Annotated in this window: 26 protein-coding genes; 12 read left to right on the plus strand and 14 right to left on the minus strand. The window is 63.4% G+C overall.

From position 1 onward, the window contains the following. The first annotated feature begins 70 nt into the window (after window positions 1-70). The 4 genes from AB8B02_RS16100 (at window position 71) to AB8B02_RS16115 (ending at window position 3209) form a co-directional block, all read left to right on the plus strand. Window positions 71-1039: an ABC transporter substrate-binding protein gene (locus AB8B02_RS16100; protein ID WP_439064427.1), complete on the plus strand. Its 969-nt coding sequence runs from the start codon at window positions 71-73 to the stop codon at window positions 1037-1039. Further along, window positions 1039-1860, plus strand: coding sequence for an ABC transporter ATP-binding protein (locus AB8B02_RS16105; protein WP_439064428.1), 822 nt, complete (start codon window positions 1039-1041; stop codon window positions 1858-1860). Before AB8B02_RS16100 ends, AB8B02_RS16105 begins: the two co-directional genes overlap by 1 nt. Window position 1861: 1 nt before the next feature. Then, the gene (locus AB8B02_RS16110; protein WP_439064429.1) at window positions 1862-2611 is read left to right on the plus strand and encodes an ABC transporter permease; all 750 of its coding nucleotides are present in this window, start codon (window positions 1862-1864) and stop codon (window positions 2609-2611) included. A 67-nt stretch (window positions 2612-2678) separates the two neighbouring features. Further along, window positions 2679-3209 carry a MarR family winged helix-turn-helix transcriptional regulator gene (locus AB8B02_RS16115; protein WP_439064430.1) on the plus strand — a complete coding sequence of 177 codons (531 nt, stop codon included), beginning with the start codon at window positions 2679-2681 and terminating at the stop codon, window positions 3207-3209. An 87-nt stretch (window positions 3210-3296) separates the two neighbouring features. Here AB8B02_RS16115 and AB8B02_RS16120 read toward each other — a convergent pair whose 3' ends face one another. From AB8B02_RS16120 to hpaR, 7 genes are all read right to left on the minus strand, one after another. Then, window positions 3297-4073, minus strand: a complete 777-nt coding sequence (locus AB8B02_RS16120; protein ID WP_068735824.1) for an HpcH/HpaI aldolase family protein — start codon at window positions 4071-4073, stop codon at window positions 3297-3299. Window positions 4074-4236: 163 nt separating this feature from the next. Then, window positions 4237-5322, minus strand: coding sequence for a malate/lactate/ureidoglycolate dehydrogenase (locus tag AB8B02_RS16125; protein WP_089265089.1), 1086 nt, complete (start codon window positions 5320-5322; stop codon window positions 4237-4239). Between the two features lie 51 nt (window positions 5323-5373). Further along, window positions 5374-6117, minus strand: a complete 744-nt coding sequence (locus tag AB8B02_RS16130; protein ID WP_068735820.1) for an ABC transporter ATP-binding protein — start codon at window positions 6115-6117, stop codon at window positions 5374-5376. Beyond that, entirely contained in the window at window positions 6117-7895 is a 1779-nt protein-coding gene (locus tag AB8B02_RS16135; protein ID WP_093756549.1) for a branched-chain amino acid ABC transporter ATP-binding protein/permease, read from the minus strand. Before AB8B02_RS16135 ends, AB8B02_RS16130 begins: the two co-directional genes overlap by 1 nt. Then, complete coding sequence (locus tag AB8B02_RS16140; RefSeq protein WP_089265092.1) at window positions 7892-8767, minus strand: branched-chain amino acid ABC transporter permease; 876 nt, start codon at window positions 8765-8767, stop codon at window positions 7892-7894. Before AB8B02_RS16140 ends, AB8B02_RS16135 begins: the two co-directional genes overlap by 4 nt. 246 nt (window positions 8768-9013) lie before the next feature. Then, window positions 9014-10162, minus strand: a complete 1149-nt coding sequence (locus AB8B02_RS16145) for an ABC transporter substrate-binding protein (RefSeq protein WP_439064431.1) — start codon at window positions 10160-10162, stop codon at window positions 9014-9016. Between the two features lie 159 nt (window positions 10163-10321). Then, window positions 10322-10843: a homoprotocatechuate degradation operon regulator HpaR gene (hpaR, locus tag AB8B02_RS16150; protein WP_175366493.1), complete on the minus strand. Its 522-nt coding sequence runs from the start codon at window positions 10841-10843 to the stop codon at window positions 10322-10324. Between the two features lie 137 nt (window positions 10844-10980). Here hpaR and hpaH point away from each other — a divergent pair, with 137 nt between their 5' ends. The 6 genes from hpaH (at window position 10981) to AB8B02_RS16180 (ending at window position 17431) form a co-directional block, all read left to right on the plus strand. After that, on the plus strand, window positions 10981-11787 hold the full coding sequence (hpaH, locus tag AB8B02_RS16155; RefSeq protein WP_175366494.1) for a 2-oxo-hept-4-ene-1,7-dioate hydratase: 807 nt from the start codon (window positions 10981-10983) through the stop codon (window positions 11785-11787). A gap of 16 nt (window positions 11788-11803) precedes the next feature. Next, a complete protein-coding gene (locus AB8B02_RS16160; protein ID WP_175366495.1) occupies window positions 11804-12202 on the plus strand; it encodes a 5-carboxymethyl-2-hydroxymuconate Delta-isomerase in 399 nt (132 codons plus the stop codon). After that, entirely contained in the window at window positions 12195-13736 is a 1542-nt protein-coding gene (gene hpaE / locus AB8B02_RS16165; protein WP_175366496.1) for a 5-carboxymethyl-2-hydroxymuconate semialdehyde dehydrogenase, read from the plus strand. Before AB8B02_RS16160 ends, hpaE begins: the two co-directional genes overlap by 8 nt. Before the next feature lie 172 nt (window positions 13737-13908). Further along, window positions 13909-14892 (plus strand): 3,4-dihydroxyphenylacetate 2,3-dioxygenase, encoded by a 984-nt coding sequence (hpaD, locus tag AB8B02_RS16170; protein ID WP_439064432.1) that lies wholly within the window; start codon window positions 13909-13911, stop codon window positions 14890-14892. 28 nt (window positions 14893-14920) lie between these two features. Then, window positions 14921-15790 (plus strand): fumarylacetoacetate hydrolase family protein, encoded by an 870-nt coding sequence (locus AB8B02_RS16175; protein WP_175366498.1) that lies wholly within the window; start codon window positions 14921-14923, stop codon window positions 15788-15790. Window positions 15791-15805: 15 nt separating this feature from the next. Further along, window positions 15806-17431 carry a thiamine pyrophosphate-dependent enzyme gene (locus tag AB8B02_RS16180; RefSeq protein ID WP_439064433.1) on the plus strand — a complete coding sequence of 542 codons (1626 nt, stop codon included), beginning with the start codon at window positions 15806-15808 and terminating at the stop codon, window positions 17429-17431. A 125-nt stretch (window positions 17432-17556) separates the two neighbouring features. On the opposite strand, the gene AB8B02_RS16185 is transcribed toward AB8B02_RS16180, so the two are convergent. The 7 genes from AB8B02_RS16185 to AB8B02_RS16215 all read right to left on the minus strand — a co-directional run bounded on the left by AB8B02_RS16185 (window position 17557) and on the right by AB8B02_RS16215 (window position 24610). Then, entirely contained in the window at window positions 17557-18774 is a 1218-nt protein-coding gene (locus tag AB8B02_RS16185) for an ABC transporter substrate-binding protein (RefSeq protein ID WP_439064434.1), read from the minus strand. 110 nt (window positions 18775-18884) lie between these two features. Continuing rightward, complete coding sequence (locus AB8B02_RS16190) at window positions 18885-20129, minus strand: MFS transporter (RefSeq protein ID WP_439064435.1); 1245 nt, start codon at window positions 20127-20129, stop codon at window positions 18885-18887. A 235-nt stretch (window positions 20130-20364) separates the two neighbouring features. Next, a complete protein-coding gene (gene alkB, locus AB8B02_RS16195) occupies window positions 20365-21015 on the minus strand; it encodes a DNA oxidative demethylase AlkB (RefSeq protein ID WP_439064436.1) in 651 nt (216 codons plus the stop codon). 21 nt (window positions 21016-21036) lie between these two features. Then, window positions 21037-21783 (minus strand): 2OG-Fe(II) oxygenase, encoded by a 747-nt coding sequence (locus AB8B02_RS16200; protein WP_439064437.1) that lies wholly within the window; start codon window positions 21781-21783, stop codon window positions 21037-21039. 317 nt (window positions 21784-22100) lie between these two features. Beyond that, window positions 22101-22790, minus strand: a complete 690-nt coding sequence (locus tag AB8B02_RS16205) for a DUF2848 domain-containing protein (RefSeq protein ID WP_439064438.1) — start codon at window positions 22788-22790, stop codon at window positions 22101-22103. Between the two features lie 82 nt (window positions 22791-22872). After that, window positions 22873-24237, minus strand: a complete 1365-nt coding sequence (locus AB8B02_RS16210) for an amidase (protein WP_439064439.1) — start codon at window positions 24235-24237, stop codon at window positions 22873-22875. 40 nt (window positions 24238-24277) lie between these two features. Then, window positions 24278-24610, minus strand: coding sequence for an AtuA-related protein (locus tag AB8B02_RS16215; RefSeq protein WP_068735784.1), 333 nt, complete (start codon window positions 24608-24610; stop codon window positions 24278-24280). Between the two features lie 214 nt (window positions 24611-24824). On the opposite strand from AB8B02_RS16215, the gene AB8B02_RS16220 reads away from it, so the two are divergent. Both AB8B02_RS16220 and AB8B02_RS16225 read left to right on the plus strand, forming a co-directional pair. Continuing rightward, complete coding sequence (locus AB8B02_RS16220; RefSeq protein ID WP_120291263.1) at window positions 24825-25238, plus strand: Zn-ribbon domain-containing OB-fold protein; 414 nt, start codon at window positions 24825-24827, stop codon at window positions 25236-25238. Window positions 25239-25242: 4 nt separating this feature from the next. After that, window positions 25243-26382 (plus strand): thiolase C-terminal domain-containing protein, encoded by a 1140-nt coding sequence (locus tag AB8B02_RS16225; RefSeq protein WP_439059239.1) that lies wholly within the window; start codon window positions 25243-25245, stop codon window positions 26380-26382. Window positions 26383-26481 lie beyond the last annotated feature (99 nt).

Here is a 26481-nt window from a genome sequence, read left to right on the forward strand (position 1 = left end):
AACGAATTTGGATGCGCCGCTTGCGCACCGAAAGCCGGCCTCCTCCTCACCCGTCACTGAAGGTCAGACCATGAAATTCCGCGCTCGCCTCACCGCCGCCCTGCTTGCGACCCTGGCCACAGTCGGCGTCTCCAGCGCGCAGTCTGCCGAGATCAATTTCATCACCGATTTCGGCTTCAACGGCCGCCACGCTTATTTCTACGTTGCCCGCGAGAAGGGCTACTACAAGGCCGAGGGCTTCGATGTGACCTTCGTGCGCGGCCAGGGCTCGGCCGACGCCATCAAGAAGGTTGCTGCCGGCGTCGCCACCTTCGGCTTCGCCGATGCCGGTTCGCTGGTGCTGGCGCGCGGCAATGACGGCGTGCCGGTGAAGCTGGTCTCGGTGGTCTATGCGAAGCCGCCGCAGGCGATCTTCGCCATCAAGGGCAGCGGCATCAATTCGCCGAAGGATCTCGAAGGCAAGACCGTCGCTGACACCGCATCAAGCTCGGTGCGCCTGCTGTTCCCGGCTTTCGCCAAGGCGGCCGGCATCGACGCCAGCAAGGTGAAGTGGGTGGTCGCCGAAGGCTCGGCGCTGCCGTCGCTGCTCGCCAATGGCCGCGCGGATGCGATCTGCCAGTTCTCGGTCGGCGAGCCGTTGATTGCAGCAGCCGTGGCGCCGAAGGAAGTCACCCGCATCAACTACGCCGACTCCAATCTCGATTATTACGGCAACGGCCTGATCGCTTCCGAGGAGATGATCGCGAAGAGCCCGGATCAGGTGAAGGCCTTCGTCCGCGCCACCATCAAGGGCATGAAAGACGCCTTCGCCAATCCGGCGGAAGCCGCCACCATCATGGCGAAGTATCAGAAGGAACTGCAGCCGGCGGTGATCGAAGGCGAGACCAGGCTGGTGAAGGAACTCGCCGAAGTGAAGGGAGCGCTCGGCCATATCGACCCGAAGAGCATCGCCAGCACCGTCGATGTGATGTCGGCCAACTTCACGCTGAAGAATCCCGTGAAGCCGGAAGACCTGTTCGCACCGGGCTTCATCGACTGATGACGGCGATTTCCGCACACAATGATGCGCCGTCGCGGACTGCCGCGCCGGTGGTTCCTGCGATCGATCTCAAGGGCGTCACCAAGACCTATCCCGGCAAAGGCGGCAAGGCGACCCATGCACTCGGCCCGGTCGATCTGCGCATCGATCCCGGCAGTTTCGTCTCGGTGGTCGGCCCATCGGGCTGCGGCAAGTCCACGCTGCTGCGCCTCGTTGCCGGGCTGGAAATGCCGGACACGGGCACCATGCAGCGCTATGGCACGCCGCTCGACGGCCCGTCGCATGAAGTGGGCATCGTGTTTCAGGAGCACGTGCTGTTTCCATGGACCAGCGTACTCGACAACGTATTGCTTCCCGCCGACGTGCTGGCGCTGCCGAAAGCCGCCGCGCGCGAGCGAGCGCTGAAGCTGCTCGAACTCACCGGCCTGAAGGATTTCGCCCATCAGCGCCCGCAGGCACTGTCCGGCGGCATGAAGCAGCGCGCCGCCTTCTGCCGCGCCATGATCTCCGATCCGCGCCTGCTACTCCTCGACGAACCTTTTGGCGCGCTTGACGCGCTCACCCGCGAGGAATTGTCGCTCGAACTCTCGCGCCTCTGGCAGGAACTGGGCCGTGCCGCGCTGCTCATCACCCATGACATCGAGGAGGCGATCCTGCTCGGTGACCGCGTGCTGATCATGTCGGAACGCCCCGGCACCATCCGTGCCGACATCACCATCGATCTGCCGCGTCCGCGCGATGCCGACACGGTGAAGCTGCCGCGCTTCCAGGAGATCAAGAACCAGATCCGCGACATCATCTTCAACCGGACGGGTGACTGACATGATCTCGCGCTTCATCGACCGCGCCGCCACGCCGCTGATCTATCTGGCGCTATTGATCGGCTGGGAGTTTGTCGCTGACGTCCTGAAGATTCCGACCTGGATCCTGCCGGCGCCTTTGGAGATCTATCATTCAGCCGTGAAGTGGGCGCCGGAGCTGGCCTCGAACACCATCGTGACATTGCGCGAGACCGTGCTCGGCTTCGTGCTGGCGATCGCGCTGTCGCTGCCGCTAGCGATCCTGATCAGCCTCAATCCACTGGCGCGCCGGATCATCTATCCGATCCTGCTCGGCCTGCAGTCAGTGCCGAAGGTCGCCGTGGCGCCGCTGATCATCCTGTGGTTCGGCCTCTCGGAATGGCCGAAGATCCTGGTCGTGGTGCTGGTCTGCTTCTTCCCGATCCTCGTCAACATGGTCGCCGGCTTCGAGGCTGCGCCGAAGACCATGCTCGACCTGATGCGCTCGCTCGGCGCCTCGCCGCATATGGTGTTCCGCCGGCTGCGCGTTCCCGTGGCGCTGCCGCACTTCTTCACCGGCTGCAAGGTGGCGGTAACCTTCGCCGTGATCGGCGCGGTGATCAGCGAATTCGTCGCCGCGCAGGACGGGCTCGGCTATCTGATCCTGACCTCCACCGCGCAGTCGCAGACGCCGCTCGCTTTCGCCGCCATCGCGCTGCTCACCGTGCTAAGTATTGCGCTGTTTCACGGCATCGAGTTTATCGAACGACGTGTGATCGACTGGACGCCGTGACGCCATGACTGACGAGACATCTGGATCGAAACCACCCTCGCGTCGCCCGACGCGCGCGCGCGCGGCAATGCGCGAACAGGTCGATGCCATTTTTGCGCAGTGGCAGACGGAGCGGCCGGATATCGACCCCAGCCCGGTGCACATCTACGGCCTGATCGGCCGGATTCAGATGCAATGCACAGCCCTCATCGACGAGGCGCTCGCGCCCTTCGAACTGACGCGCGGCACCTATGACGTGCTGACCGCGCTGCGCCGCGCTGGCGCGCCCTACAGCCTGTCGCCGAAGCAGATCGCCCAATCGCTGCTGCTGTCAGGCGCCGGCCTGACCAGCCGGCTCAACAAGCTGGAAGCGCAGAACTACCTGGCGCGGCTGCCGGAGCCGAATGATCGCCGCACGCTGCGCGTCCAGCTTACTTCGGCGGGCGAAACCGTGATCAACGAAGCGATTCCGCGGGTGTTCGACGTGCAGCGGGAGTTGTTGGCACCGCTCGGACTCGAAGGACAGCAGCTCTTGATGCACGAACTCACGCGCTTCGCCGACGTGATCGACGGCCGGCAGAGCGAGGCGAAAACGGACGCCGGATCGTCCGAGCAATGATCGTCAATCTCTAACACCGTCATTCCGGGTTCGCGCGCATTGCGCGCGCCCGGAACGACGAGAGTGTGGCGGCGCGCGCCTTCCGCTTTACGCCTTGCCGCCCGAGCCCTTGCGGGTGTCGTTGACCCAGCTCTTCGCGCCGGTGGCGAGAATGCCGCTGTCGTTGAGCAGTGTCACCAGCTTGAAGCCCATGCCGATGTTTTTCGCAGCACCCACGGGGCCCGAGCAGTGGATGCCCGGGTTGAGGCCGCGCTTGTCGCATTCCTTGATCAGCTTGTCGTAGATCTTGAGGATCTCCGGCTCCTCGCGGTCGAGCTTCGGCACGAGGCCATAGGAGAAGCCGAGATCGCTTGGGCCGACATAGACGCCGTCGATGCCTTCGACATCGAGGATCGCTTCCATGTTGTCGACCGCAGTCTTGGTTTCCAGCATCGGCAGGCAGATGATGTCGGCATTGGCGGTCTTCTGGTAGTCGCCGGCGCCGCCATACATGCCCGAGCGGATCGGGCCGTTGCTACGGGTACCACGCGGCGGATACTTGCAATACTGCACGAAATTCTCGGCTTCTTCCTTGGTGTTGACCATCGGACAGATCACGCCATAGGCGCCGCCGTCGAGCACTTTGCCGATGATGCCGGGCTCGTTCCATGGCACGCGGACCATCGGCGTCACCGGATGCGCGCCCATCGCCTGGAAACACTCGACCATCGACATGTAGTCCTGCACGCCATGCTGGATATCGACGGTGACGCTGTCGAAACCGCACTGCGCCATCACTTCGGCAGAGAAGCCCGACGGAATCGCGAGCCAGCCGTTGACGGCGACCTTGCCCGCCTTCCAGATTTCCTTGACCTTGTTTGCCATCGGTATTCCTCCGCTTTTCATGAGACGTCATGGCCGGGCTTGTCCCGGCCATCCACGCCTTTTCAGTGATTGATAGTAAAGACGTGGATGCCCGGGACATCAAGCGAAGTCCTCGCCTCGCGTTGGCCGGGCATGACGACGGTGAGTGTTGCGTGACGCATGACTACGACGTCGCCTTCTTCACGGCGTCTTCGCTGACGCCGACGTCGCGGGCGGTCTGCACGATGGCAGCCCAGGTCTCATCCGGCAATGGCACGCCATTCGCGGTGCGCTCGGCGCGAGTCTTGGCTTCGTTGTCGCCGGGGATCAGAACCGCATCGACGCCGGCGGCCGGCTTGGCGCTCTTGAAGAAGTCGACATAGCGCGCGACTTCGCCGTCGAAGAAGTTCGCGGGGTCGATCACCTTCGGATCGATATAGATCGAGAACATGCCATTGGCGAATGGCCGATCATACTTGGTGGCACCGTTGCCGGTGAGCGCTCCGCCGAGCAGTTCGCAGATCAGCGCGAGGCCCGAGCCCTTGTGATCGCCGAAGGCGCGGATCGCGCCGGTGCCCTTGGAGTGATCGCGCGGACCTTGCATCTCATGCGGGCCGTAAAGCAGCGCCGGGTCTTCGCTCAGCGTGCCGTCGGGAGCAATCAGCGCGCCCTTCGGCAGCTTCTTGCCACCACGCGAGGCGACCAGCACCTTGCCTTCGGCGACAACCGAGGTCGCGAAATCCAGCACCACCGGCATCTGTCCGGGACGCGGAATGCCGACGCAATAAGGCGCGGTGGAGAGACGACGCTCGACGCCGCCATAGGGTGCGACCAGCACGGAGCCAGCGGCCGTGACGAAATGGATCGAGACCAGGCCTTCGGCTGCGGCCATTTCCGCCCAGTCGCCGATGCGACCGATGTGACCGGAATTCTTGGTGGCGATGGCGGAGAGACCGGCCGCCTTGCACTTCTCGATGCCGAGCTTCACCGCCTGCGGGCCGACCGTCTGGCCATAGCCGAAGCGGCCATCGACGACGGCGAGCGACGGCGTATCGACAGGGATTTCGATGGTCTGGTTCGGGGTGATCATCCCGTTATTGCGCCAGCGGATATAGACGGGAACGCGGATGACGCCGTGGCTGTCATGGCCGGTGAGGTTCGCGGTGGTGAGATAGGTCGCGATGCGCCGGGCTTCTTCCGGAGAAGAGTCGGCATGGGCGAACACGTCGGCAACGAAATCGATGAGCTTGTTGACTTGAACTGTAACCATGGCGGGACATTCGTCCTTGTTGATGGGCAGCGAGGCCGTCAGTGCAAGCCCTCAATGGGCCGCAAGACCTGCTGCAGGTTTACCATGACCGCCGAGATAGGCGGCCGCGATGGCCTCGTTGGCCCAGAGATCCTCCGGCTTGCCGCCAAGCACGATACGGCCGGTTTCCAGCACGTAACCCTGATCGGCGACGGATAGTCCCATGCGCGCATTTTGCTCCACAAGCAAGACCGTGGTGGACAGCCGAATTTCCGTGATGATGCGGAACACCGCCTGCACGATGACCGGCGCGAGGCCGAGGGAGGGCTCGTCCAGCAGTAGCAACCGCGGCTTGGCCATCAGGCCGCGGGCGACCGCCACCATCTGCAACTGACCACCGGACAGCGTCCAGCCGAGCGCACCAGAGAATTTCCGTATGTCGGGAAACAGGTCGAACATCGCGTCGGCTTCACCAGACAATTCGGCCTTGCTCGCTTTGCGATTGGAGCCGCCAAGCATGATGTTCTCTTTCACCGTCAGGCCGGGAAATACCCGCCTGCCCTCCGGCACATGGGAGATGCCCATCCGCACGATGGCTTCCGGGCCCAAACCTGCGATCGACTTGCCGTCGAACAGGATGTCGCCCGAGGCCGGCTTGGCGAGACCGGAGATCGCACGCAGCGTGGTCGACTTGCCGGCGCCGTTGGCACCGAGCAGCGTCACCACCTGCCCTTCCTCGACATTGAACGACACACCGCGGAGCGCGACGATTTCGCCGTAACGGACATTGAGATCGTTGATTTCAAGCAGCGGCATCAGTCTGTTCCGAGATAGGCCGAGACGACGTCGGGATGGCGGAGCACCGCCATCGACTCGCCATCGGCAATGCGCCGTCCGAAATTCAGCACGGTGATGTGCTGCGCTGCTTCCGACACCAGCGTCATGTCGTGATCGATGATCAGGATGGTCAGCCCCTGCGCGGCGATGCGCTTGAGCAGTTCATGCAGTTCGAGCTTCTCGGTCGAGTTCAGACCGGCGGCGGGCTCGTCGAGCAACAGCAGCGTCGGGTTCGCCGCCAGTGCGCGCGCGATCTCGATGAGGCGCTGATGGCCGTAGGAGAAGCTGGAGATCAACTCCATGGCGCGCGGGCCGAGGCCAACGAAAGTGAGTGCCGCCAGCGCCCGCTCGGTCAACGCGGCTTCATCGCCCTTGCCGGTGAGCGTATTGCCCGGCCGCTCGGCGCCGATGATGACGTTTTCCAGCGCGGTCATCGAGCGGAACAGGCGGATGTTCTGGAAGGTGCGGCCGAGCCCCGCCGCTGCGCGCAGATGCGGCGGCATCGTGGTGACGTCGGTGCCGTCCAGCACCACCTTGCCCGAGGTCGCATTGTAGAGACCCGACAGCACATTGAGCGTCGTGGTCTTGCCGGAGCCGTTGGGGCCGATCAGCGCATGCACGCCGCCGCGGCGCACGGATATGTCGACCTGATCGACGGCTTTCAAACCGCCGAAGTGTTTCGACAGGCCGGTGACTTCGAGCACCATGTCACCGCCGGTCGCCGCCGGCCTGAGCTGCAGCGGCGCGCTGGTCACAGCCACCTTCTTGCTGCTTCGCATGCGATCATAGGCCGCGGTGACGAAGCCCCAGATGCCGTCGGGCATGAAGCGGATGATCAGGATCACCGACAAGCCGTAGATCGCCAGATAGAGGCCCGGCACGCTCTTGAGGAAGCGCAGCCATTCCGGAATGAGGATCAAGAGACCCGTGCCGATGGCCGAGCCGATCGGCGACGCCACGCCGCCGAGTAGCGACATGGTCAGGAACACGATGGATTCGGCGAAGGAGAACTGATCCGGCGAGATATAGGCGAAGCCGCCGGCGAACAGACCGCCGCCGAGCCCGCCGAGCACGGCCGATATGGCGAAGGCATAGACCTTGGTGCGGAACACATCGATGCCGTTGACGCCGGCGGCGAGTTCATTGTCGCGCACCGCGCGCATGGCGCGGCCAAGCCGCGTCTCCGGCAGATGCCAGACGATGTAACCGACCAAAGCGAGCATCGCGACGCAGAAAGCGAGATAGGACTGCGACGACAGGAACAGCGACGGACGCCCGATCTTCGACACGCCGTCCGGCCCCTTGGTGAGCCAGATCGCATTGATCATCACCAGCGTGACAATCTGCTGAAACGAGATCGTCACCATCGCGAGGTAATGGCCGCCGAGCCGTAGCGTCGACAGGCCGAGCACCGCGCCAGCGACCAGCGCCATCACGCAGCCCGCCACCAGACACAGCCAGTAGCTGAGCTGATAGTCCGTGGTGCCTATGCCGACCGCATAGGCGCCGAAGCCGAAGAACGCTGCCTGCGCCAGATTGATCTGCCCGCACAGGCCGAGCACCACCGACAGGCCGAACACGGCGATGGCGAAAGTGGTGGCCTGCATCAGGATGTTGAGGATGTAGCCGTCGAACTGCATCGACGCGGCGAGGAAGACCACGATAGCCGCGCCGATGAAATACGGCGCGTGACGCAGCAGCAGCGGCTTCGGACGCGTGATGACCACTGCCGGGATATTGTCGCTGGAGGTGCTCATGCTTTCTCCGCGACACGTTCGCCGAAGATGCCCTGCGGACGGAACACCAGGAACAGCACCAGCACGAGGAAGGCGAAGCCGTCCTTGTAGGGTACGGAGATATAGGCGGCGCCGAATGTCTCGATGATCCCGAGCGCAAGGCCGCCGATGATGGCGCCGGTGACATCGCCGAAGCCGCCGATGATGGTAGCAGCAAACGCCTTCAGCGCGATGGTGGAGCCCATCTGGATCGAGACGAACAGGATGGGCGCAACCAGAAGCCCGGCGAGACCGCCGAGTACGGCCGAATAGATGAAGGTGACCATGATCATGGTGGAGACGGAAATGCCGAGCAGCGACGCCATCTCCTTGTCCTGCGAGGTCGCCTGCAGCTTCTTGCCTATCATCGTGTGTTCGAAGAACCAGTAATTGAAGATCACCAGCGCGATGGTGACCACGATGATCAGGAGATACTGGCTGTCGAGATAGACCGGACCGAGCTGGATGCCGGGCGTATCGAACCAGCCCGGCAGCACCTGTGGCTGCGGGCCATACAGCGCCAGCACGCCATTGGCCATCAGGATCGAGGCGCCGATGGTGGCGATGATCACAGGCAGATAGGTGCGGTGGCGCAGCGGATAATAGACGCCGAGATTGAAGATGACGCCGATGACCGCCATGCCGGCGAGCGCAATGATGAAGGACAGCCAGTAAGGCAGTTCCAGATCGACGGCGCAGACCACCATGAGATAGGCGGCAACCATCGAGAACTCACCCTGCGCGAAATTGACGACATTGGTGGCGCGGAAGATCAGCACGAAGCCCAGCGCCACCAGCGCATAGACGGCGCCGATGCCGATTCCCGTAAACAGTAACTGCAGTACCAGATCCATCAGGCGTGCTCGGTGGGAGGTGATTTTGCCAAGAACTCGTCATTCCGGGATGCGCCCGCTTGGGCGCAGACCCGGAATCTCGACATGGTGAGCGCGGCAACAGGCGCTGAACATTTCGGGATTCCGGGTTCGCGATCGCCTGACGGCGCTCGCGCCCCGGAATGACAATTGTGTGGCGGGTTCACGCGCGGAAGACGCGCGTGCCCCGGGATGACGATTTAGGCCGTCGGAAGACGGCCATCACCGTCAGTTATCGAATTCGATGTGTTTGTCGAAGACGATGTTGCCCTTCTCGTTCTTCACGATGTTGTAGCCGTGCAGGCCGTCGCCGTTCTTGTCGAAGTTGTATTCGCCTTCGGCTCCCGGATATTTCTTGACCGTGAGGATCGCCTCGCGGATCTTCTGAGGATCGGTCGAGCCGGCATTCTTGATCGCCGTTGCCAGCACGTTGATCGCATCATATGGCCAGGAGCTCTGGTTATCCGGTGCAACCTTGTAGGCATCGCGATAGGCCTTGCCGAAGGCCTTCGACGCCTCGGAGGAATCTTCCGCGTAATCGGCGACGCCATAGGTGCCGTAGAGCGCGGGACCGGCGAGCTTCAATGCGGTGACGTTGACGATCGAGGGCGAGCCGACCCACGGAATGTTGACACCGAGCTGGCGCAGCTGACGGGCAAAAATGCCGAGATCGTTTTCGAAGGTGAAGTATGAGCCGAGAATGTCGGCGCCCGACTGCTTGATCGCCAATACGACAGGCGTGAAGTCCTGGCTCTGATTGGCATAGCCCTGATCAAGCGCGACGGTGGCACCCAGCGGCCCGAGCGCTTCGGTCAGTGCCTTGCCGCCTGCCGTGCCGAAGGCATCGGTCGAATGCAGCACGGCCCACTTCTTCTTGTCGAGATTCTTGACGCCATATTCGGCGATGACGCGGCCGGAATAGCTGTCATTCGGGCGGAAGCGGAACAGCCAGGGATTGCCGAGCTTGGTGAGGTTGGGATCGGTGCCGCCGAACATCACCGGCTTGCCGAGCTTGAGCACGTCAGGCGCCATCGCATGCACTTGAGTCGAACGGATCGAGCCGAGGAAACCGACGATTTCGGGATTGGCAGCAAGCTTGGAGAAGGCCAGCACGATGCCGGGATTGGTGGTCTGGTCGTCCTCGATGATGAGTTCAATTTGTTTGCCGAGGATGCCGCCTGCCTTGTTGATGGCCTCGACTGCGAGCTTGGCGCCGCCGGTGGCATATTTGCCCGCTTCGGCGGCCGGCCCCGTAATCGGCGCGCACATGCCGATCTTGATCGTTCCGCCGCCCTGGGCGCGCGCGCTGCCAATGATGTAGGGGGCGGTCAGACCAGCGGCCAATCCTGCCGTGAATCCACGTCTCGTGAGCGTCATCGTTCTCTCCCTAAGAGGCCGGACTTGAGCGCCAGCCTTCTTTTGATGGCGGGAGTTGAGCGAAAAATTCTCCTCCTGTCTACAGCCCAGCGAAATTCGTACGACGAATTAACGCTCGCGTGACGTGCTGCGGCCTTGCCGCAAAAATATGCAGATCAGCTATTCACCAGCGTCATCGTCTTCCGCCCCATCGGCAGCAGGCATGGCCAGCAGCGCAGCTTCCAGCTCATGCAACAGGGCCTGCAGGTCCGACAATTTGCGCGCGCCGAAGCGCTTCGTCATCTCGGCATAGATTGCCTCCGATGTGGGCGCGACGGCCTCGATCAATTTCAATCCCTTTGACGTGATCGAAACAATGCTGCGGCGCAAATCGGCCTTCAGCAAGCGCCGCTCGATCAGCTTGCGCCCTTCGAGATCACGCAGGATGCGCGACAGGCTCGGCCCCAGCAGGAAGGCGACCCGCGCGAGTTCCGTCACCTCGATCTCGCCCGACGCCGCGAGCGCGCGCAGGATGCGCCATTGCTGTTCGGTGAGATCATGCGCGCGAAGCGATGGTCGAAAATGTCGCATCACCGATTCCCGCGTTCGCAGCAGCGACATCGGCAGCGACTGCGAGAAGTCGCGCATGGGGATTTTCGCGGCGGCCCTGGCGGCGGTCCGTGGCTTTGATGCTGTCGTCATGGTCGCCTCTATAGGATGATTCTGGCGCACCGCAGTGTGCAACGCACAATCGAATTGTCACGTCCAGGGTTTGATCGCAACAACTTAACATGTTAATCGGTTTTCCGCGCGGCTTTTCTGCGCGGGATGACGACGCGATGGCACTCACCTCTTCAGACATATCAAGCGCGGCGCAGCGCCTGCATCACGCCGAGAAGACGCGGACGCAGATCCGGCAACTGTCGCTGGATCATCCCGGCATCACCATCGACGATTCCTACGCGATCCAGAAAGCCTGGATTGCAATCAAGACCGGCGAAGGCCGTATCGTGCGCGGCCACAAGATCGGCCTCACCTCCAAGGCGATGCAGAGCGCGCTGAATATCGACGAGCCGGATTCCGGCGTGCTGCTCGACGACATGTTCTTCGCCGACGGCGGCATCGTTCCCACCGACCGCTTCATCGCAACACGCGTCGAGGCCGAACTGGCTTTCGTGATGAAGACACGGCTCGCGGGCCCGGATTGCACGATGTTCGATGTGCTGAATGCCACCGACTTCGTGGTCCCGGCGCTGGAGATCCTCGACACGCGCGTCGAGCGCGTCGATGCGGCGACGAAAGCCACGCGAAAGATTTTCGACACCATCGCCGACAACGCCGCCAATGCCGGCATCGTGCTCGGCGGGCGGCCGATGCGTCCGCTGGACACCGATCTGCGCTGGGTCGGCGCCATGTGCCATCGCAACGGTCAGCTCGAGGAAACGGGCCTCGCCGCCGGTGTGCTGAATCATCCCGCCACCAGCGTCGCCTGGCTGACCAACAAGATCGCGCCGCATGGGCTAGCGCTGGAACCCGGTCAGGTCGTTCTCGCCGGCTCGTTCATTCGCCCCATCGAGACCCGCAAAGGCGACACGATCCAGGCGGACTATGGCCCGTGGGGCACCGTGAGCTGCTACTTCGGCTGAACAGGGATCACGCACCATGCCGCATTTCACCATCGAATATTCGGCCAATCTCGACGGCGCGATCGATATCAGCGCGCTCTGCGAGGTCATCCGCAACGCTGCGGTGCAGACCGGCATCTTCCCGCTCGGCGGCATTCGTGTGCGCGCGATCCGCTGCGAGCATTACGCCATCGCCGACGGCCGCGCCGGCCTCAGCTTTCTCGATATCCTGCTGCGGATCGGCGAAGGCCGGTCGGTCGAGGCTCGCCAGACGGCTGGTGCGCATATCTTCGATGTGGTCTCGACCCATCTCGACAACGTCTTTGCGTCCGGCAGATTCGCATTGTCCTTCGACATGCAGATCAATGACAGCGCGACGAGCTGGAAGCGCAATCCCATTCACGACCTGCTGAAAGCCGAGGCCAACAATGGCTAAGACCCCTGCCGATCCCGCCGCCGTCTTTGCTGCCAATCAGGAACGTGCCGCGCCGCTGCTGAAAAAGCTCACGGCCGACGGCATCGGCAATATCATCGACGGCCAGATCGTGCCGTCCTCGTCGGGTGAGGTGTTCGAGACGACGTCGCCGATCGATGGAAGCGTGCTTGCGCAGGTCGCGCGGGGCACGAAAGAAGATATCGACAAGGCCGCCAAGGCCGCACAGCGCGCCTTCAAGGAATGGCGCGACATGGCGCCGACCACGCGCAAGAAGCTGCTGCATCGGGTTGCGGATGCCATCGAGGACAATGCCGACGATATCGCGGTGCTGGAATGTATCGACACCGGCCAGGCGCATCGCTTCATGGCCAAGGCCGCGATCCGCGGCGCCGAGAATTTCCGCTTCTATGCCGACAAATGCCTGGAGGCGCGCGACGGCCTGAACATGCCGGCCGATGAGCACTGGAATGTCTCGACCCGCGTGCCGATCGGCCCGGTTGGCGTCATCACGCCGTGGAACACGCCGTTCATGCTGTCCACCTGGAAGATCGCACCGGCGCTGGCCGCCGGCTGCACGGTGGTGCACAAGCCGGCCGAATGGTCGCCGGTCACGGCTGACCTGCTGGCGAAGCTCGCCAAACAGGCCGGCCTGCCCGACGGTGTGCTCAACACCGTGCACGGCTTCGGCGAAGAATCCGGCAAGGCGTTGACCGAGCATCCCGCCATCAAGGCCATCGCCTTTGTCGGCGAAAGCGCCACCGGCTCCGCGATCATGGCGCAGGGTGCGCCGACGCTGAAGCGCGTGCATTTCGAACTCGGCGGCAAGAATCCGGTGATCGTGTTCGACGATGCGGATCTGGACCGCGCGCTCGATGCCGTGGTGTTCATGATCTACTCGCTGAATGGCGAGCGCTGTACCTCGTCCAGCCGGTTGCTGGTGCAGGCGAGCATTGCCGATACATTCATCGAGAAGCTCACGGCCCGCGTGCAGGCACTGAAGGTCGGGCATCCGCTCGATCCCAGAACCGAAGTCGGCCCGCTGATCCATGAGCGGCATCACGCCAAGGTCTGCAGCTATTTCGACATCGCACGGCAGGACGGCGCGACCATCGCCGTCGGCGGCAAGCCTTATGACGGCCCCGGCGGCGGACATTACGTGCAGCCGACGCTGGTGACTGGCGCGCACAAGGACATGCGCGTGGCACAAGAGGAAGTGTTCGGCCCGTTCCTCACGGTGATCCCGTTCGGCAACGAAGCCGAAGCCATCGAAATCGCCAATGCCGTGCAATACGGCCTCACCGGCTATGTCTGGACCAATGATGTGGGCCGCGCGCTGCGCGTGGCCGACGCGCTGGAGGCCGGCATGATCTGGCTCAATTCGGAAAATGTCCGCCACCTGCCGACGCCATTCGGCGGCATGAAAGCCTCCGGCATCGGCCGCGACGGCGGCGACTATTCGTTCGAGTTCTATATGGAGACAAAACATGTCTCGCTCGCGCGCGGGACGCATAAGATACAGCGCCTCGGTATCTAGACTGTCATTCCGGGGCGCGTGCGCCCTTACGCACGTGACCCCGGAATCTCGTGCGGTTCATCACCTCTGAACCGCACGGCATCGAGAAGTGATGAACATATCGGGATTCCGGGTTCACGTGCGCTAGTGCGCACGCGCCCCGGAATGACGAGATAAAAACACAGGAAACGCCATGCCCGTGCCGACCCACGTGTTCGATCCGCCCTTCAATATCCTGCGCTCCAGCCACGTCGTGCTGGACGTCACTGATCTCAAGGCCAGCCGCGCCTTCTATGAGAATGCGGTCGGCCTGCATGTCGAGGATGCCGACAGCGACACCGTCTATCTGCGCGCCGTCGAGGAGCACCAGCATCACTCGCTGGTGCTGCGCAAGGCGGCTACGGCCGCCTGTCATCGGCTCGGCTTCCGCGTCGCCAGCGAGAACGATCTCGACAAGGCCGCCGCCTGGTTCGCCGCCAACGGCGTCACCTATTCCTTCGTCGAGCGCCCGTTTCAGGGCCGCACGATGCATGTCACCGATCCGTTCGGCTTCCAGATCGAACTCTATGCGACCATGGAGAAGCGCCCGCATCTGCTGCGCCGCTTCGATCTTTACAAGGGTTGCCATCCACAGCGGCTCGATCACTTCAACGTCTTCGCCGCCGAGGTGCAGGACACCGTCGACTTCTATGCGCGGCTCGGCTTCCGGCTGACCGAATATGGCGAGGAGGACGGCGACAATGGCCGCATCGCCGCTGCCTGGATGCATCGCAAGGGCAATGTCCATGACTTCGCCATCACCAATGGCAAGGGGCCGCGGCTGCACCACTTCGCCTATTGGGTGCCGACCGCGATGAACATCCTGCATCTCTGCGACGTGATGGCGTCATCGGGCTATCTGAAGAACCTGGAGCGTGGCCCCGGCCGTCACGGCATCTCCAATGCGTTCTTCCTCTATGTGCGCGATCCCGACGGCCATCGCCTCGAACTCTACACGTCAGACTACCAGACCATGGACACCGACCACGAACCGCTGCGCTGGTCGCTGAAGGACCCGCGCCGCCAGACCCTGTGGGGCGCCCCTGCGCCAAGGTCATGGTTCGAACAGGGCTCGCCATTCAATGGGCAGGCAGTGCGCGAGCCGGCTTTCGTGGCGGATGTGACGATTGCGGATTGATGACAACAGAGTGTGAGGAACACGCGCGATGACCCATCCCCGCCTCGCCACCTTCACCGTCAACGGAGCCCTGAAATACGGCGCCGTCACCGACGATGGTCTCGTCGATCTGTCCGCGCGCTACGGCGGGGATTATCCGACGCTGCGCGAGGCCATCGCCCATGGGGCCTTGCACCGGCTCGCAGATGCCGCTGCCAACCAGCCTGCGGATTTCGCACTGGACGCCATCACCTGGCAGCCGCCGATCCCCGCCCCGGAAAAGATCATCTGCATCGGCGTCAACTATCCGGACCGCAACGCCGAATACAAGGACGGTCAGGACGCGCCGAAATATCCTTCGATGTTCATGCGCACGCCGCGCTCCTTCGTCGGGCATGAGGCGCCGCTGGTGCGGCCGCGCGTATCCAGGCAGCTCGACTATGAAGGCGAAGTGGTGCTGGTGATCGGCAAGGCCGGGCGACACATCGCCGAGGGCGATGCGCTGGACCACATCGCTGCGCTGACGCTCTGCAACGAAGGCACCATCCGCGACTGGGTGCGGCACGCCAAGTTCAACGTCACGCAAGGCAAGAATTTCGACTCCACCGGCAGTCTCGGGCCATGGATCGTGCCCTATACCGACGAAAGCCAGATCGCTGACATCCGCCTCACCACGCATGTCAACGGCGAGCTGCGGCAGGACGATCGCACCTCGCGGCTGATGTTCGGCTTCCGCTATCTCCTGAGCTATATCTCGACCTTCACGACCCTCGTGCCCGGCGACGTGATCGTGACCGGCACGCCGACCGGCGCCGGCGCACGCTTCGATCCGCCACGCTATCTTACCCCCGGCGATGTGATCGAGATCAAGGCGGACGGCATCGGCACGCTGCGCAATGGCGTCGTCGACGAACACTAACGGATTGGAATACGCATGACTGTTCTCACCGGTGGCGAAGCCATCGTCAGCGGGCTCAAGGCACATGGCGTCGACACGATCTTTGGCCTGCCGGGCGCGCAGGTCTATGGCCTGTTCGACGCCTTTCATCAGGCGAAGCTGAACGTCATCGGCGCGCGCCACGAACAGGCCTGCGGCTATATGGCGTTCGGCTATGCCCGCGCCTCCGGCAAGCCCGGCGTGTTCAGTGTGGTGCCCGGCCCCGGCATTCTCAATGCCAGCGCGGCGATGCTGACCGCCTTCGGCTGCAACGAGCCGGTGATGTGCCTCACCGGTCAGGTGCCGAGTGATTACCTTGGCAAGGGCCGCGGTCATCTACATGAGATGCCGGACCAGCTTGCGACACTCCGCAGTTTCGTGAAATGGGCCGAGCGCATCGACTATCCAGCGGACGCACCGACAAAAGTGGCGCGCGGATTTCAGGAAATGATGTCCGGCCGCCGCGGCCCGGTGGCGCTGGAAATGCCATGGGATGTGTTCACGCAGCGCGCGGAAACCGCTGCAGCGACGACGCTTGAACCGTTCGCCGCTCCCTCGCCCGATCCTGATCGCATCAAGGCCGCCGCCGCGCTGATCAAGGGGAGCAAATCGCCGATGATCTTCGTCGGCGCGGGCGCGATGGACGCAGGCGACGATATCCTCGCACTCGCGGAGATGATCGACGCGCCCGTGGTCGCATTCCGCTCCGGCCGCGGCATTGTCAGCAATGCGCATGAGCTCGGCCTCACCATGGCCGCCGCCTATAATCTGTGGCCGCAGACCGACCTGATGATCGGCATCGGCTCGCGGATGGAGTTGCCGACCACGTTCCGCTGGCCGTTCCGGCCGGAGGGGCTGAAGTCTATTCGTATCGATATCGATCCCATCGAATTCAGACGGCTCACGGTCGATGCGCCGATCGTTGCCGATGCGACAGAAGGAACGCGCGCGCTGGTCGCCGCCGTAAGCAAGGTCGGATACACGAAGACATCGGGCCGCCGCGAGACGATCCGCGCAGCGTCGGCGAAAGCGCAGAAAGACATCCAGGCGATCCAGCCGCAGATGGCCTATCTCGACATCCTGCGCGACGTGCTGCCCGACAATGCGATCGTCACCGACGAGCTGTCGCAGGTCGGCTTCACCTCATGGTTCGGCTTTCCGGTCTACCAGCCGCGCACCTTCATCACCTCAGGCTATCAGGGCACGCTCGGTTCGGGCTTTCCCACCGCGCTCGGCGCCAAGGTCGCGCAGCCGGACCGGCCTGTCGTTGCGATCACCGGCGATGGCGGCTTCATGTTCGCGGTGCAGGAACTAGCGACGGCTGTGCAGTTCAAGATCGGCGTGGTGACGCTGGTGTTCAACAACAATGCCTATGGCAATGTGCGCCGCGACCAGTTGCAGGTGTTCGACGGCCGCGTGGTGGCGGCGGATCTGGTCAATCCGGATTTCGTCAAGCTCGCGGAATCCTTCGGCGTCGGCGCTATCAGGGTGACATCACCTGCGGAGTTCAAGCCGGCGCTGGAAAAGGCACTGGCAGACGGTGGGCCGTATCTGATCGCGATCGACGTGCCACGCGACTCGGAAGTCAGTCCGTGGGCGTTCATTCATCCGAAGAAGCCGTAAGGACCTCCACTCTCTCGATCGTCATGGCCGGACTTGTTCCGGCCATCCACGTCTTGGTCTGAGCGAAGAAGGCGTGGATGCCCGGGACGAGCCCGGGCATGACGGTGCGGGGTGAGAGTGTGTTATTACTGCTTCACCGGCGGATCCAGCAGCATGCAGCCGCCATCCGCGATCGGCCGCATGATGTCTTCGGCCTTCACCTTGCCCTTGATGGTGAGCAGGTCCCACTCGCCCTTGACCTCCGACGGCTTCTTCACTTCTGCCAGCAGCATGTCGTTCATCAGCCGGCCGTCCTCGCGCACGCGGGCGCCCGGCGCGAAGAAATCATCCACCGGCATCGCCTTCATCTGACGCATTACCGTGAGGCCGTCATTGTTGTTCGCGGCTTCCGCAGCGCGCAGATAGTGCTTCACGGCGCTATAGACGCCGGCTTGCGCGTGGGTCGGCATCTTGCCGTGCTTGGCCATGAAGCGCTTGCCGAATTCGCGGCTCTTGTCGTCATTGTCCCAGTAATAGCCCTCGAGATATTGCACGCCTTGCGTGGCTTCGGAGCCGAGCGCTTTCACCGAGGTGAGATAGAAGATCAGCACGGCGAGCTTCTGCTTGCCCTCGCCGATCTGGAATTCGCGCGCCTGCTTGATATTGGTGACGGTGTCGCCAGAGGCATTGGCGAGCGCGATCACCTTGGCGCCGGAGGATTGCGCCTGCAGCAGGAAGGACGAGAAATCCATCGTACCGACCGGATGCTTCACCGCGCCGAGGACCTTGCCGCCGGCAGCTTCGACCACTTTCGAGACTTCCGCCTGCATGGCGATGCCGAACGCGTAATCCGCCGTGATGAAATACCAGGTGTCGCCGCCCTGCTTGACCACGGCCTTGGCGATGCCCTGCGCCAGCGAATAGGTGTCGTAGAGCCACATCGCAGCGGTCGGCGCGCATTGCTTGCCGAACACGTCGGCCGTGGCCGAACCCACATGCACCAGCACCTTGCCGCGCTCCCGCGCCATGTTCTGCACCGCCAGCGAGATCGCGGAATTGCCGATATCGAAGATCGCATCGACGCCCTGCTGATCGTAGAGATCGCGCGCCAGCGATACGCCGATATCGGTCTTGTTCTGATGATCCGGGCCGAGCAGCTTCACCGGCAGGCCACGCACCTTGCCGCCGACATCGTCGATAGCGAGCTGCGCCGCAACCACACTGCCGGTGCCGCCGGCATCGGAGAACACCGAACTCTTGTCGTTCAGCACCGCGATGGTGAGAGGTTTGGTGATGGGTTCGGCAAGCGCCGAACCGTTCAGGCAAGCAACAGCAATGGCAGCCAAGATGCCCATTCGGGTCATTGTCGTTTCCTCGTTCTGGTTTTTATTGAGGAAAGCGTAGCGAGGGCCAAACAACTTGACCAGCAGATTTTAATCGCGCGATTAAATCGAATTCCGACGCGCGGAAAGCGTCAGATAAGCGGTATCGATGCGCTCCGCCGCTGCAGCCGAACGGCAGCGAGTGCCAGTAGTCCCGCACCGGCAACGGCCCAGCACGCGACGGGCGCCCAGTGCAGCAGCGGCGCATAGTCGGGCAGCTTCTGCAATCCACCGGCGACCGCGGCCATGCGTGCGAAGGTTGCGAGCGCGAGTGCCGAGAAGACAAGACCGATGACCTTGCCTTCCGCGCCGGTCTCGCCGATCGCCATCGCCGCCGACACCGCGCTCATCATCATGCAGCCCCATGCGGCGCCGGCGATGAACTGCGCCGCGATCAGCATGTTGAGATTGACAGCGAACTCCGCGCCGATCACCGCACCGGCGCCGAGCAATGCGGCTACGCCCATGACGAAAATCCCGCCCTGACGCTTGACCACCGCGCTGGCCGGAAACATCGCGATGTTGAAACCGATCCAGAATATCGGCATCAGCCATTCCAGATCGGCCGGTTTGGCGAAGCGCAGGAACATCGGCGTGCTGTTGATGCTGAAATGCAATTGGAAACCAAGCGCGAGAATGACCATGGCAGCGATGAACAGCATGGGCATGCGGCCGAGCGCCTTGCCTTGCGCCGGCGAAGCCTTTGCCTCACGGGCGCTGACCTGCACGAGGCCACGCTCGACGCGCGACAGCGCCAGCGTCACGATCAGCAAAACCACGCCGGCAACAACGAAAGGCAGCCGCGGATCGACGCCGCGCAATGTCGCGCCGAGATAGGGCGCGAGCGCACCCGCGACGCCATAGCCGAGCATGGCCAATGCCGCGAGAAACGGCCGCGACGGGCGTGCCGCATATTTGCCGAGCAATGTCAGCGGCGGCGCGCGCAAGGCGGAGGATGTCGCCGACCAGATCACGATCAATGCGATCAGCGCGACTTGCGCCTTCGGCCCTTGCCCGGCAACGAAAGGCAGCGCGACGAAGGCTGCGCAGGACACTGCGGTCAGGATGCCCACAATGAGACCGAGCCGCCCGACCACGCGCGCGATCCTGTCAGCGACCAGGCCCATCGCCGTATCGGTGACGGTGAAGATCGCCTGATCGAGCATCAAGATGAAGATCACGACGGTCGGCGCAATGCCTACATCGGCGGCGAGCTTCGGCAGATAGATCACATAGGTGACCCAGCCGAGCGTGAAGACCAGTTGCAGCACGGCGAGATAGACGCCCGCAGCATTGCTGGTGGCGGCCTGTGTGCCGGTTCGTTCCTGCTCGCTCATGGTCCCCTCGCGCCGCCCGACCATAGAATGGTCGCGGCAGCCAAGGAAAGCGTTCAACGCTTCTCTTCCTTCCCTTCTCCCCTTGCGGGAGAAAGTGGCGCGGCCGAAGGCCGTGCCGGATGAGGGGTAATGCTGGAGCTCCGCTGCTACCCCTCTCCCGTCTTCGCTGCGCGAAGCCACCCTCTCCCACCCTGCACAGCTTCGCTGTGCGTGGGGAGAGGGGAAAATCAGCGCGTCACTGCGTCTTGCGGAAGGTCAGATTGATCCGCTGGCCGCCCATCACCGGATGCTCGCCGTCCGGCAGCGGCGCGACGCCGTGATAGGCCAGCCGCGCCGGGCCGCCCCAGACCACGACGTCGCCATGGGTCAGACGATAGCGCTTCTGCGGCGCGCTCCGTGTGAGACCGCCGAACAGGAAGGTCGCCGGCAGGCCGAGCGAGACCGAAACGATGGGGGCGTCGAGATCGAGCTCGTCCTTGTCCTGGTGCAGCGAGAGTTTGGCGCCGGGCTTGTAGCGGTTGATCAGGCAGGCATCGGGCACGAAGGCATCGAAGCCGGCACGAAGCGCCGCGCGCGCGGCGAGATCGCGAAACGGCACCGGCATCGCGGGCCATCGCTTACCGCTGTCGGGATCGACGGGGTCGTAGCGATAGCCCCGGGGATCCGACACCCACCCGACACGGCCGCAATTGGTCATCGCGACCGACATGGTGTGACCGCCCGGCGTGACCAGATGGCGGAACGGCGCCGCCTTCACGATCATACGCAGCGCGGCGATTACATCCGGCTGTTCGGCGGCGAAGAAGTTGCGCAGCAGAACGGCTCCCTCGGCGAGCTCTTCGCACGCAGGCTGGTCATCCCTGATATCGGCGAACAGGTCGGTCATCGCGGTTATTCAGTCGTCCCGTCACTTCGCATCGTGAAAGATCACCCCGAGCGTATGGCGCCGGCCCGACTTCACGCGGCTGACGCCATGGCGCAGATTGACGCGATAGCTGCCGCGCGTGCCGGCAACCGGCCGGTGATGCACGGCGAACACCACGGCATCGCCCTGCCGCAAGCCTACCACTTCGGCGCGCGACTGCATGCGCGGCCGCTGCTCCGTCAACACGAATTCTCCGCCGGTGAAATCCTCCGATGGTTCCGACAGCAGGATCGCGACCTGCAGCGGAAACACGTGCTCGCCATAGAGATCCTGATGCAGGCAATTGTAGTCGCCGGCCTCATACTGCAGCAACAGTGGCGTCGGCCGTGTCTGGCCCGCCTCATGGCAGCGCTTGAGGAACGCAGCGTGATCGGTGGGAAAGCGCACGTCGATCCCCATCGCCTCGTTCCAGCGATTGGCAATCGCGCTCAATGGTCCGTAGAGCGCGGGGCGCAGACCGGCGATCGGATCTGGCAGCGGATAATTGAAATACTTGTATTCGCCGCGGCCAAAGCCGTGGCGGTCCATGACGATGCGGTTGCGGAAACGGGAATCGTCGGGATAGAGCGATGCGAGATGACGGCACTCATCGGGCGTGAGCAGTTTCCCGAACACGGCGCAGCCCTGGGCGTCGAGATCGGCAGAGATGCGCTGCCAGTCGATGGCGTCGATGCGCGCCTGCGGCGTGGCGTCATTGTTTTCTGGGCGCTTCTTCACGAGTGAAACCATGTCATCGCCTCCGTCATCCGGCCGCGATCATGTTGTCATGGCCTGTTGGCCATTTTGGGGAGACAGGCGGGTGAAGCCACCCGATTTCCGGCCCCTAACCTCTCCCCGCTCTTTGCGGGGAGAGGTCGGACGGCGAAGCCGGCCGGGTGAGGGGCGAGCAGGAGAGAAAAGACAGGCGCAGAACCATCGGATCGAAGGACGGGAGACCCGAGAGCGCGCGCGCGTGGTGACGACGGTGACCGCCCCTCACCCGCTCCGGCTGCGCTGCGCTTCGCCGGATCGACCTCTCCCCGCAATGCGGGGAGAGGTTAAGAACCTCAGCCCACCACCGGCAATGTCTTCACATCATACCCATGGCTGATCTTGCGCTTCAGCACGGGGTCCTCAATCTCGTAGTCGAAACGATCGGCCGGACGGATGCCGCCCTTGGCGGCGAAGGTGCCGCCGAACATGGCGGTGCCGTCTGGCAGCTTGTCGCTGTCGAAACCTTTCTTGATCAGTTCGGCCACCGGCAGCATGCCGCTCAGCAGGCCCTCCTGATACAGCACCTTCTCGCCCTTGATGGTGGCCCAGGAGCGCAGAATGATCTGGTCCCAGTGCGGAAGCAGTTCGGAGAGCTCCCACACGACAGGTGCGATCGGCTTGTCGCACATCTGCTTCGACACGGTGATGTTGTAGGTCTCGACCTTGCGGTCGGTATGGTCGGAGCCGACGCCGACATAGGTCTTGCCGCCTGACGCGATCAGGCAGAATTCGACTTCGCCCGACGAATTCTCGTCGGTGCATTCGATCATGCCGTCGGTGGTGAAGCGGCGCGCCGAGCAGCGGTAATAGATCGGCGTCGAGGCCGGAGGCGCGATACCGAGCGCTTCGAGTTCCTTGATGTGATGATCGCGCGCGACGGGATCGCGGCCGGTCCAGCCGGCGATGACGCCCTGGGTGATCTTGAGCGTCAGCGGCGACTTGGTGCCTTTTGCGTCCAGCGTGAACGCGATCTCGGTGGTCATATGGTTCTTCCTTGCTTGCAATTGAAAGTGAGCTCCGGCGTCGCGCTCCCTCTCCCCGCCTGCGGGGAGAGGTTAGAAAACATCAGCCACGAACGAGCGTCTCCATCCCCGCGGCGAGTTCGAAGATGCGACGGTCGGAGCCGCCGGCGGCTGCCAGCATCAGGCCGACAGGCGCTTCGTCCGGGGCCGAGATCGGCAGCGAGATGGCGCAGCCGTCGATCATGTTGATCAGCGTGCAGTTGCGCAGCGCCATCAGGTTCTGCTTCGAGAACACCTTGTCGTCGGCCATGTCGGCAATCGACGGCGGCGTGATCGCGCAGGTCGGCAGCACCAGCGCATCGTAAGGAGCGATGCGCTTTTCGGTGCGCGCGATCAAAGAACGGCGCATCGGCAGGAGATCGAGATAGTCGGCGGCGTTCTGGGTCTCGCCGCGCTGGATGCGCAGCGCGACTCTGGGATCATAGACGTCACCCTTGCTGGCCAGGAGATAGCGATGCCAGGCGTAGCTCTCAGCCGCCGTAAAGCCGCCCTTGGTGCTCATCGGCGCGATGTCGTTGAACTCAGGCACTTCGATGCGCTCGATGATCGCGCCCTTCTCGGCGAGCTTCTTCAGCGCACGCTCGAACGCTGCTGCGACAACAGGATCGAGATCGTCCATCGCCATGGTGGTCGGTACAGCAAGGCGCATGCCCTTGATCGGGCGCGGCGTGAGCTCAAATTCCGGTTCGCCGGCCAGCACAGCATCCATCACCGCGCAGCAGGCGACCGAGCGTGCGAGCGGGCCGATGCTGTCGAGCGTAAAGGACAGCGGCACGGCGCCATCGAGCGGCACGCGGCGCTGCGTCGGCTTGTAGCCAACGATGCCGTTGAAGGCTGCCGGAATACGGCAGGAACCGCCGGTGTCGGTACCCAACGCCGCATGCGCCATGGCATCGAGCACGGAAACGGCGGCGCCGGAGGACGAGCCACCCGGCACATGGCCGACCTCGCGCTTCCACGCGCCTTTGGGCGTGCCGTAATGCGGATTGGTGCCGATGCCCGAATAGGCGAATTCGACCATGTTGGTGCGGCCGATCACCACGAAGCCGGCGCGGCGCAGACGCGCGACGGTGGGCGCGTCGGCATCGGCCGGCGCGGAATCGTCCAGCGCGCGCGAACCGGCGCGGGTCACCTGACCCTTGATGTCGAACAGGTCCTTGATGGAGACCGGAATGCCGGCGAAGCGCGACGGCGCGGCATTGGCCTTGCGCAGCGCGTCCATGGCATCGGCGGCGGCCAGAGCCGCATCCTTGTCGACATGGATGAAGGTGCGCTCACCCTCGCCGTTCGGATCGGCGATTTTGGCCAGACAGGCTTCGACCAGTTTGCGCGAGGTGGTGCGGCCGGCGGCGAGGTCGTCGGCCAGGCTGGCGAGGGTCGGTGCGGTCTGGTGGAAGTCGTTGCTCATGGTCGCGGCATCCTGTGTGTCTTGCCGGACCCGCAGGTGGTCACGGCGCCCGGTCGGTATCGCCGAAAGTGTCCTCGATTTCCAGATCGAGCAGCGCGGAGCTGAGCGATTTGCCATGCGCATCGAGCGCGAGCGATCGCGTCACCCCGCCGCCAAGCGCCTGATCCATCACGAAGTTCAACGCTGCGAGATTGGGCAGCTCGTAGCGGACCACCTCGCCCGCGACGATGCCCGCAAACAGGGCCTTCACGCGCGCGGCGGTCACCTGGGATACTATCAACGGATATAGCTTTGCGTCAAAGGCAATTACCGAGATGTTGGAAATGTTGCCTTTGTCACCTGTGCGGGAATGGGCGATCTCGCGCAGCTTCACGTCATACTCCCTGAACCATCCGTACCAACCTACCCTGCCTGGTTGCAGCGGGACAAGCCTCGCACGTATTTCAACCGGAATTCCACGTCGTCCCGCAGTGAGCAGATACGGCCATGCAGCACGCGCGCTGGACCGCCCCCGGTGGAATGTGGAATGTCCATCCAGAGGACAACGAACGGGGCCAAATCCCCGTCCAAGGGAGAGAACACGACACATGGCTGAACCAGCCCGCGCGCGGCCGAAACCGACACCGGAAACCCAGCATTATTGGGACGGCGCCAAAGCCGGCGAACTCCGCCTGCAGCGCTGCGACGATTGCAGCAATGTGTATTTTCCGCCGCGACCGTTCTGCCCCGGCTGCGCCTCGCGCAAGGTGTCGGTGTTCAAGGCCTCGGGCAAGGGTTTCCTCTACAGCTACGTCATCAATCATCGCCCCGCTGCGCCGGGCTTCACGCCGCCTTACGCGATTGCCGTGGTCGAGCTTGAGGAAGGTCCGCGGCTGATGAGCAACATCATCGATTGCCCGCAGACGCCCGAAGCGCTCGAACTCGACATGAAGCTCGAGGTCGCCTTCGAGAAGCTCGACGACGCCATCACCCTCCCCGTATTCCGTCCGGCGAAGGGCTGAGATCATGCGCAGAAACGCAGTCGCCGTTGTCGGCGCAGCCGAGACCACCGAGCTCGGCGTCATCCCGAACATGTCGCAGCTCCAGCTTCACGCGGATGCGGCGCTCAACGCCATCAAGGATGCCGGGCTGAAACTGTCCGACATCGACGGCATCGCCACAGCCGTCGAGACACCGCAGCAGATCGCGCATTATCTCGGCATCACGCCGACCTGGGTCGACGGTACATCCGTGGGCGGTTGCTCCTTCATGCTGCATGTTCGCCATGCGGCCGCCGCGATCGAAGCCGGCCTGTGCAAGACCGTGCTGATCACACATGCCGAGTCCGGCAAGTCGATGATCGGCAAATTGCCGCGCTCGATTCCGGCCGACAGCCTGCAGGGCCAGTTCGAGGCGCCTTATGGCGTCTACGGTCCGCCAAGCATGTTCCCGATCCCCGTGCTGCGCTACATGAAGACGCACGGCATCACCCACGAGCAGATTGCCTCGGTCGCGGTGTTCCAGCGCGAATGGGCCGCGAAGAATCCGCGTGCGATGATGAAGGCGCCGATCACGGTCGAGGACGTGCTGAACTCGAAGATGATCGCCTATCCGTTCCGCATCCTGCAATGCTGCCTCGTCACCGATGGCGGCGGTGCGCTGATCCTGACCTCGGCCGATCGCGCCAAGGATTTCCCGAACAAGCCGGTCTATATTCTCGGCACCGGCGAGAGCGTGGAAACGCCCATGGTCAGCCAGATGAAGACGTTCGATTCATCGCGCGCCTTTACCGTGGCCGGACCAACCGCGTTCCGTGAGGCGGGGATCGCGCACAAGGACGTCGATCATCTGATGATCTACGATGCCTTCGCGCATCTGCCGCTGTATGGTCTCGGCGATCTCGGCTTCATGCCGCATGAGGAAACCGGCAAGTTCATCGCCGACGGCAACACCCGCCCCGGCGGCAAGCTGCCGATGAACACCAATGGCGGCGGCCTCAGCTATATGCATTCCGGCATGTACGGCATGTATGCGCTGCAGGAGAGCGTGCGACAAATGCGCGGCATCGCACCGGCGCAGGTGCCGGGCGCGAAGATTTCAGTCTGTCACGGCGTCGGCGGCATGTTCGCCGCGTCGGGCACGGTGATTTTTACGAACGAGAAGTAACTCACCCTCGGTGTCATTGCCGGGCTTGACCCGGCAATCCATCTTCTTCGGAAAAAGGCATCTCGCGAAGACAGATGGATACGCGGGTCAAGCCCGCGT

The organism is Tardiphaga sp. 862_B3_N4_1 (genome assembly GCF_051811085.1).
GTDB classification, from domain to species: domain Bacteria; phylum Pseudomonadota; class Alphaproteobacteria; order Rhizobiales; family Xanthobacteraceae; genus Tardiphaga; species Tardiphaga robiniae.

Excerpts from the sequence above, each read along its gene's own strand:
- AB8B02_RS16100 (WP_439064427.1), top strand. The coding sequence starts at position 71 with ATGAAATTCCGCGCTCGCCTCACCGCCGCCCTGCTTGCGACCCTGGCC.
- AB8B02_RS16105 (WP_439064428.1), top strand. The coding sequence starts at position 1,039 with ATGACGGCGATTTCCGCACACAATGATGCGCCGTCGCGGACTGCCGCG.
- AB8B02_RS16110 (WP_439064429.1), top strand. The coding sequence starts at position 1,862 with ATGATCTCGCGCTTCATCGACCGCGCCGCCACGCCGCTGATCTATCTG.
- AB8B02_RS16115 (WP_439064430.1), top strand. The coding sequence starts at position 2,679 with ATGCGCGAACAGGTCGATGCCATTTTTGCGCAGTGGCAGACGGAGCGG.
- AB8B02_RS16120 (WP_068735824.1), bottom strand. The coding sequence starts at position 4,073 with ATGGCAAACAAGGTCAAGGAAATCTGGAAGGCGGGCAAGGTCGCCGTC.
- AB8B02_RS16125 (WP_089265089.1), bottom strand. The coding sequence starts at position 5,322 with ATGGTTACAGTTCAAGTCAACAAGCTCATCGATTTCGTTGCCGACGTG.
- AB8B02_RS16130 (WP_068735820.1), bottom strand. The coding sequence starts at position 6,117 with ATGCCGCTGCTTGAAATCAACGATCTCAATGTCCGTTACGGCGAAATC.
- AB8B02_RS16135 (WP_093756549.1), bottom strand. The coding sequence starts at position 7,895 with ATGAGCACCTCCAGCGACAATATCCCGGCAGTGGTCATCACGCGTCCG.
- AB8B02_RS16140 (WP_089265092.1), bottom strand. The coding sequence starts at position 8,767 with ATGGATCTGGTACTGCAGTTACTGTTTACGGGAATCGGCATCGGCGCC.
- AB8B02_RS16145 (WP_439064431.1), bottom strand. The coding sequence starts at position 10,162 with ATGACGCTCACGAGACGTGGATTCACGGCAGGATTGGCCGCTGGTCTG.
- hpaR (WP_175366493.1), bottom strand. The coding sequence starts at position 10,843 with ATGACGACAGCATCAAAGCCACGGACCGCCGCCAGGGCCGCCGCGAAA.
- hpaH (WP_175366494.1), top strand. The coding sequence starts at position 10,981 with ATGGCACTCACCTCTTCAGACATATCAAGCGCGGCGCAGCGCCTGCAT.
- AB8B02_RS16160 (WP_175366495.1), top strand. The coding sequence starts at position 11,804 with ATGCCGCATTTCACCATCGAATATTCGGCCAATCTCGACGGCGCGATC.
- hpaE (WP_175366496.1), top strand. The coding sequence starts at position 12,195 with ATGGCTAAGACCCCTGCCGATCCCGCCGCCGTCTTTGCTGCCAATCAG.
- hpaD (WP_439064432.1), top strand. The coding sequence starts at position 13,909 with ATGCCCGTGCCGACCCACGTGTTCGATCCGCCCTTCAATATCCTGCGC.
- AB8B02_RS16175 (WP_175366498.1), top strand. The coding sequence starts at position 14,921 with ATGACCCATCCCCGCCTCGCCACCTTCACCGTCAACGGAGCCCTGAAA.
- AB8B02_RS16180 (WP_439064433.1), top strand. The coding sequence starts at position 15,806 with ATGACTGTTCTCACCGGTGGCGAAGCCATCGTCAGCGGGCTCAAGGCA.
- AB8B02_RS16185 (WP_439064434.1), bottom strand. The coding sequence starts at position 18,774 with ATGACCCGAATGGGCATCTTGGCTGCCATTGCTGTTGCTTGCCTGAAC.
- AB8B02_RS16190 (WP_439064435.1), bottom strand. The coding sequence starts at position 20,129 with ATGAGCGAGCAGGAACGAACCGGCACACAGGCCGCCACCAGCAATGCT.
- alkB (WP_439064436.1), bottom strand. The coding sequence starts at position 21,015 with ATGACCGACCTGTTCGCCGATATCAGGGATGACCAGCCTGCGTGCGAA.
- AB8B02_RS16200 (WP_439064437.1), bottom strand. The coding sequence starts at position 21,783 with ATGGTTTCACTCGTGAAGAAGCGCCCAGAAAACAATGACGCCACGCCG.
- AB8B02_RS16205 (WP_439064438.1), bottom strand. The coding sequence starts at position 22,790 with ATGACCACCGAGATCGCGTTCACGCTGGACGCAAAAGGCACCAAGTCG.
- AB8B02_RS16210 (WP_439064439.1), bottom strand. The coding sequence starts at position 24,237 with ATGAGCAACGACTTCCACCAGACCGCACCGACCCTCGCCAGCCTGGCC.
- AB8B02_RS16220 (WP_120291263.1), top strand. The coding sequence starts at position 24,825 with ATGGCTGAACCAGCCCGCGCGCGGCCGAAACCGACACCGGAAACCCAG.
- AB8B02_RS16225 (WP_439059239.1), top strand. The coding sequence starts at position 25,243 with ATGCGCAGAAACGCAGTCGCCGTTGTCGGCGCAGCCGAGACCACCGAG.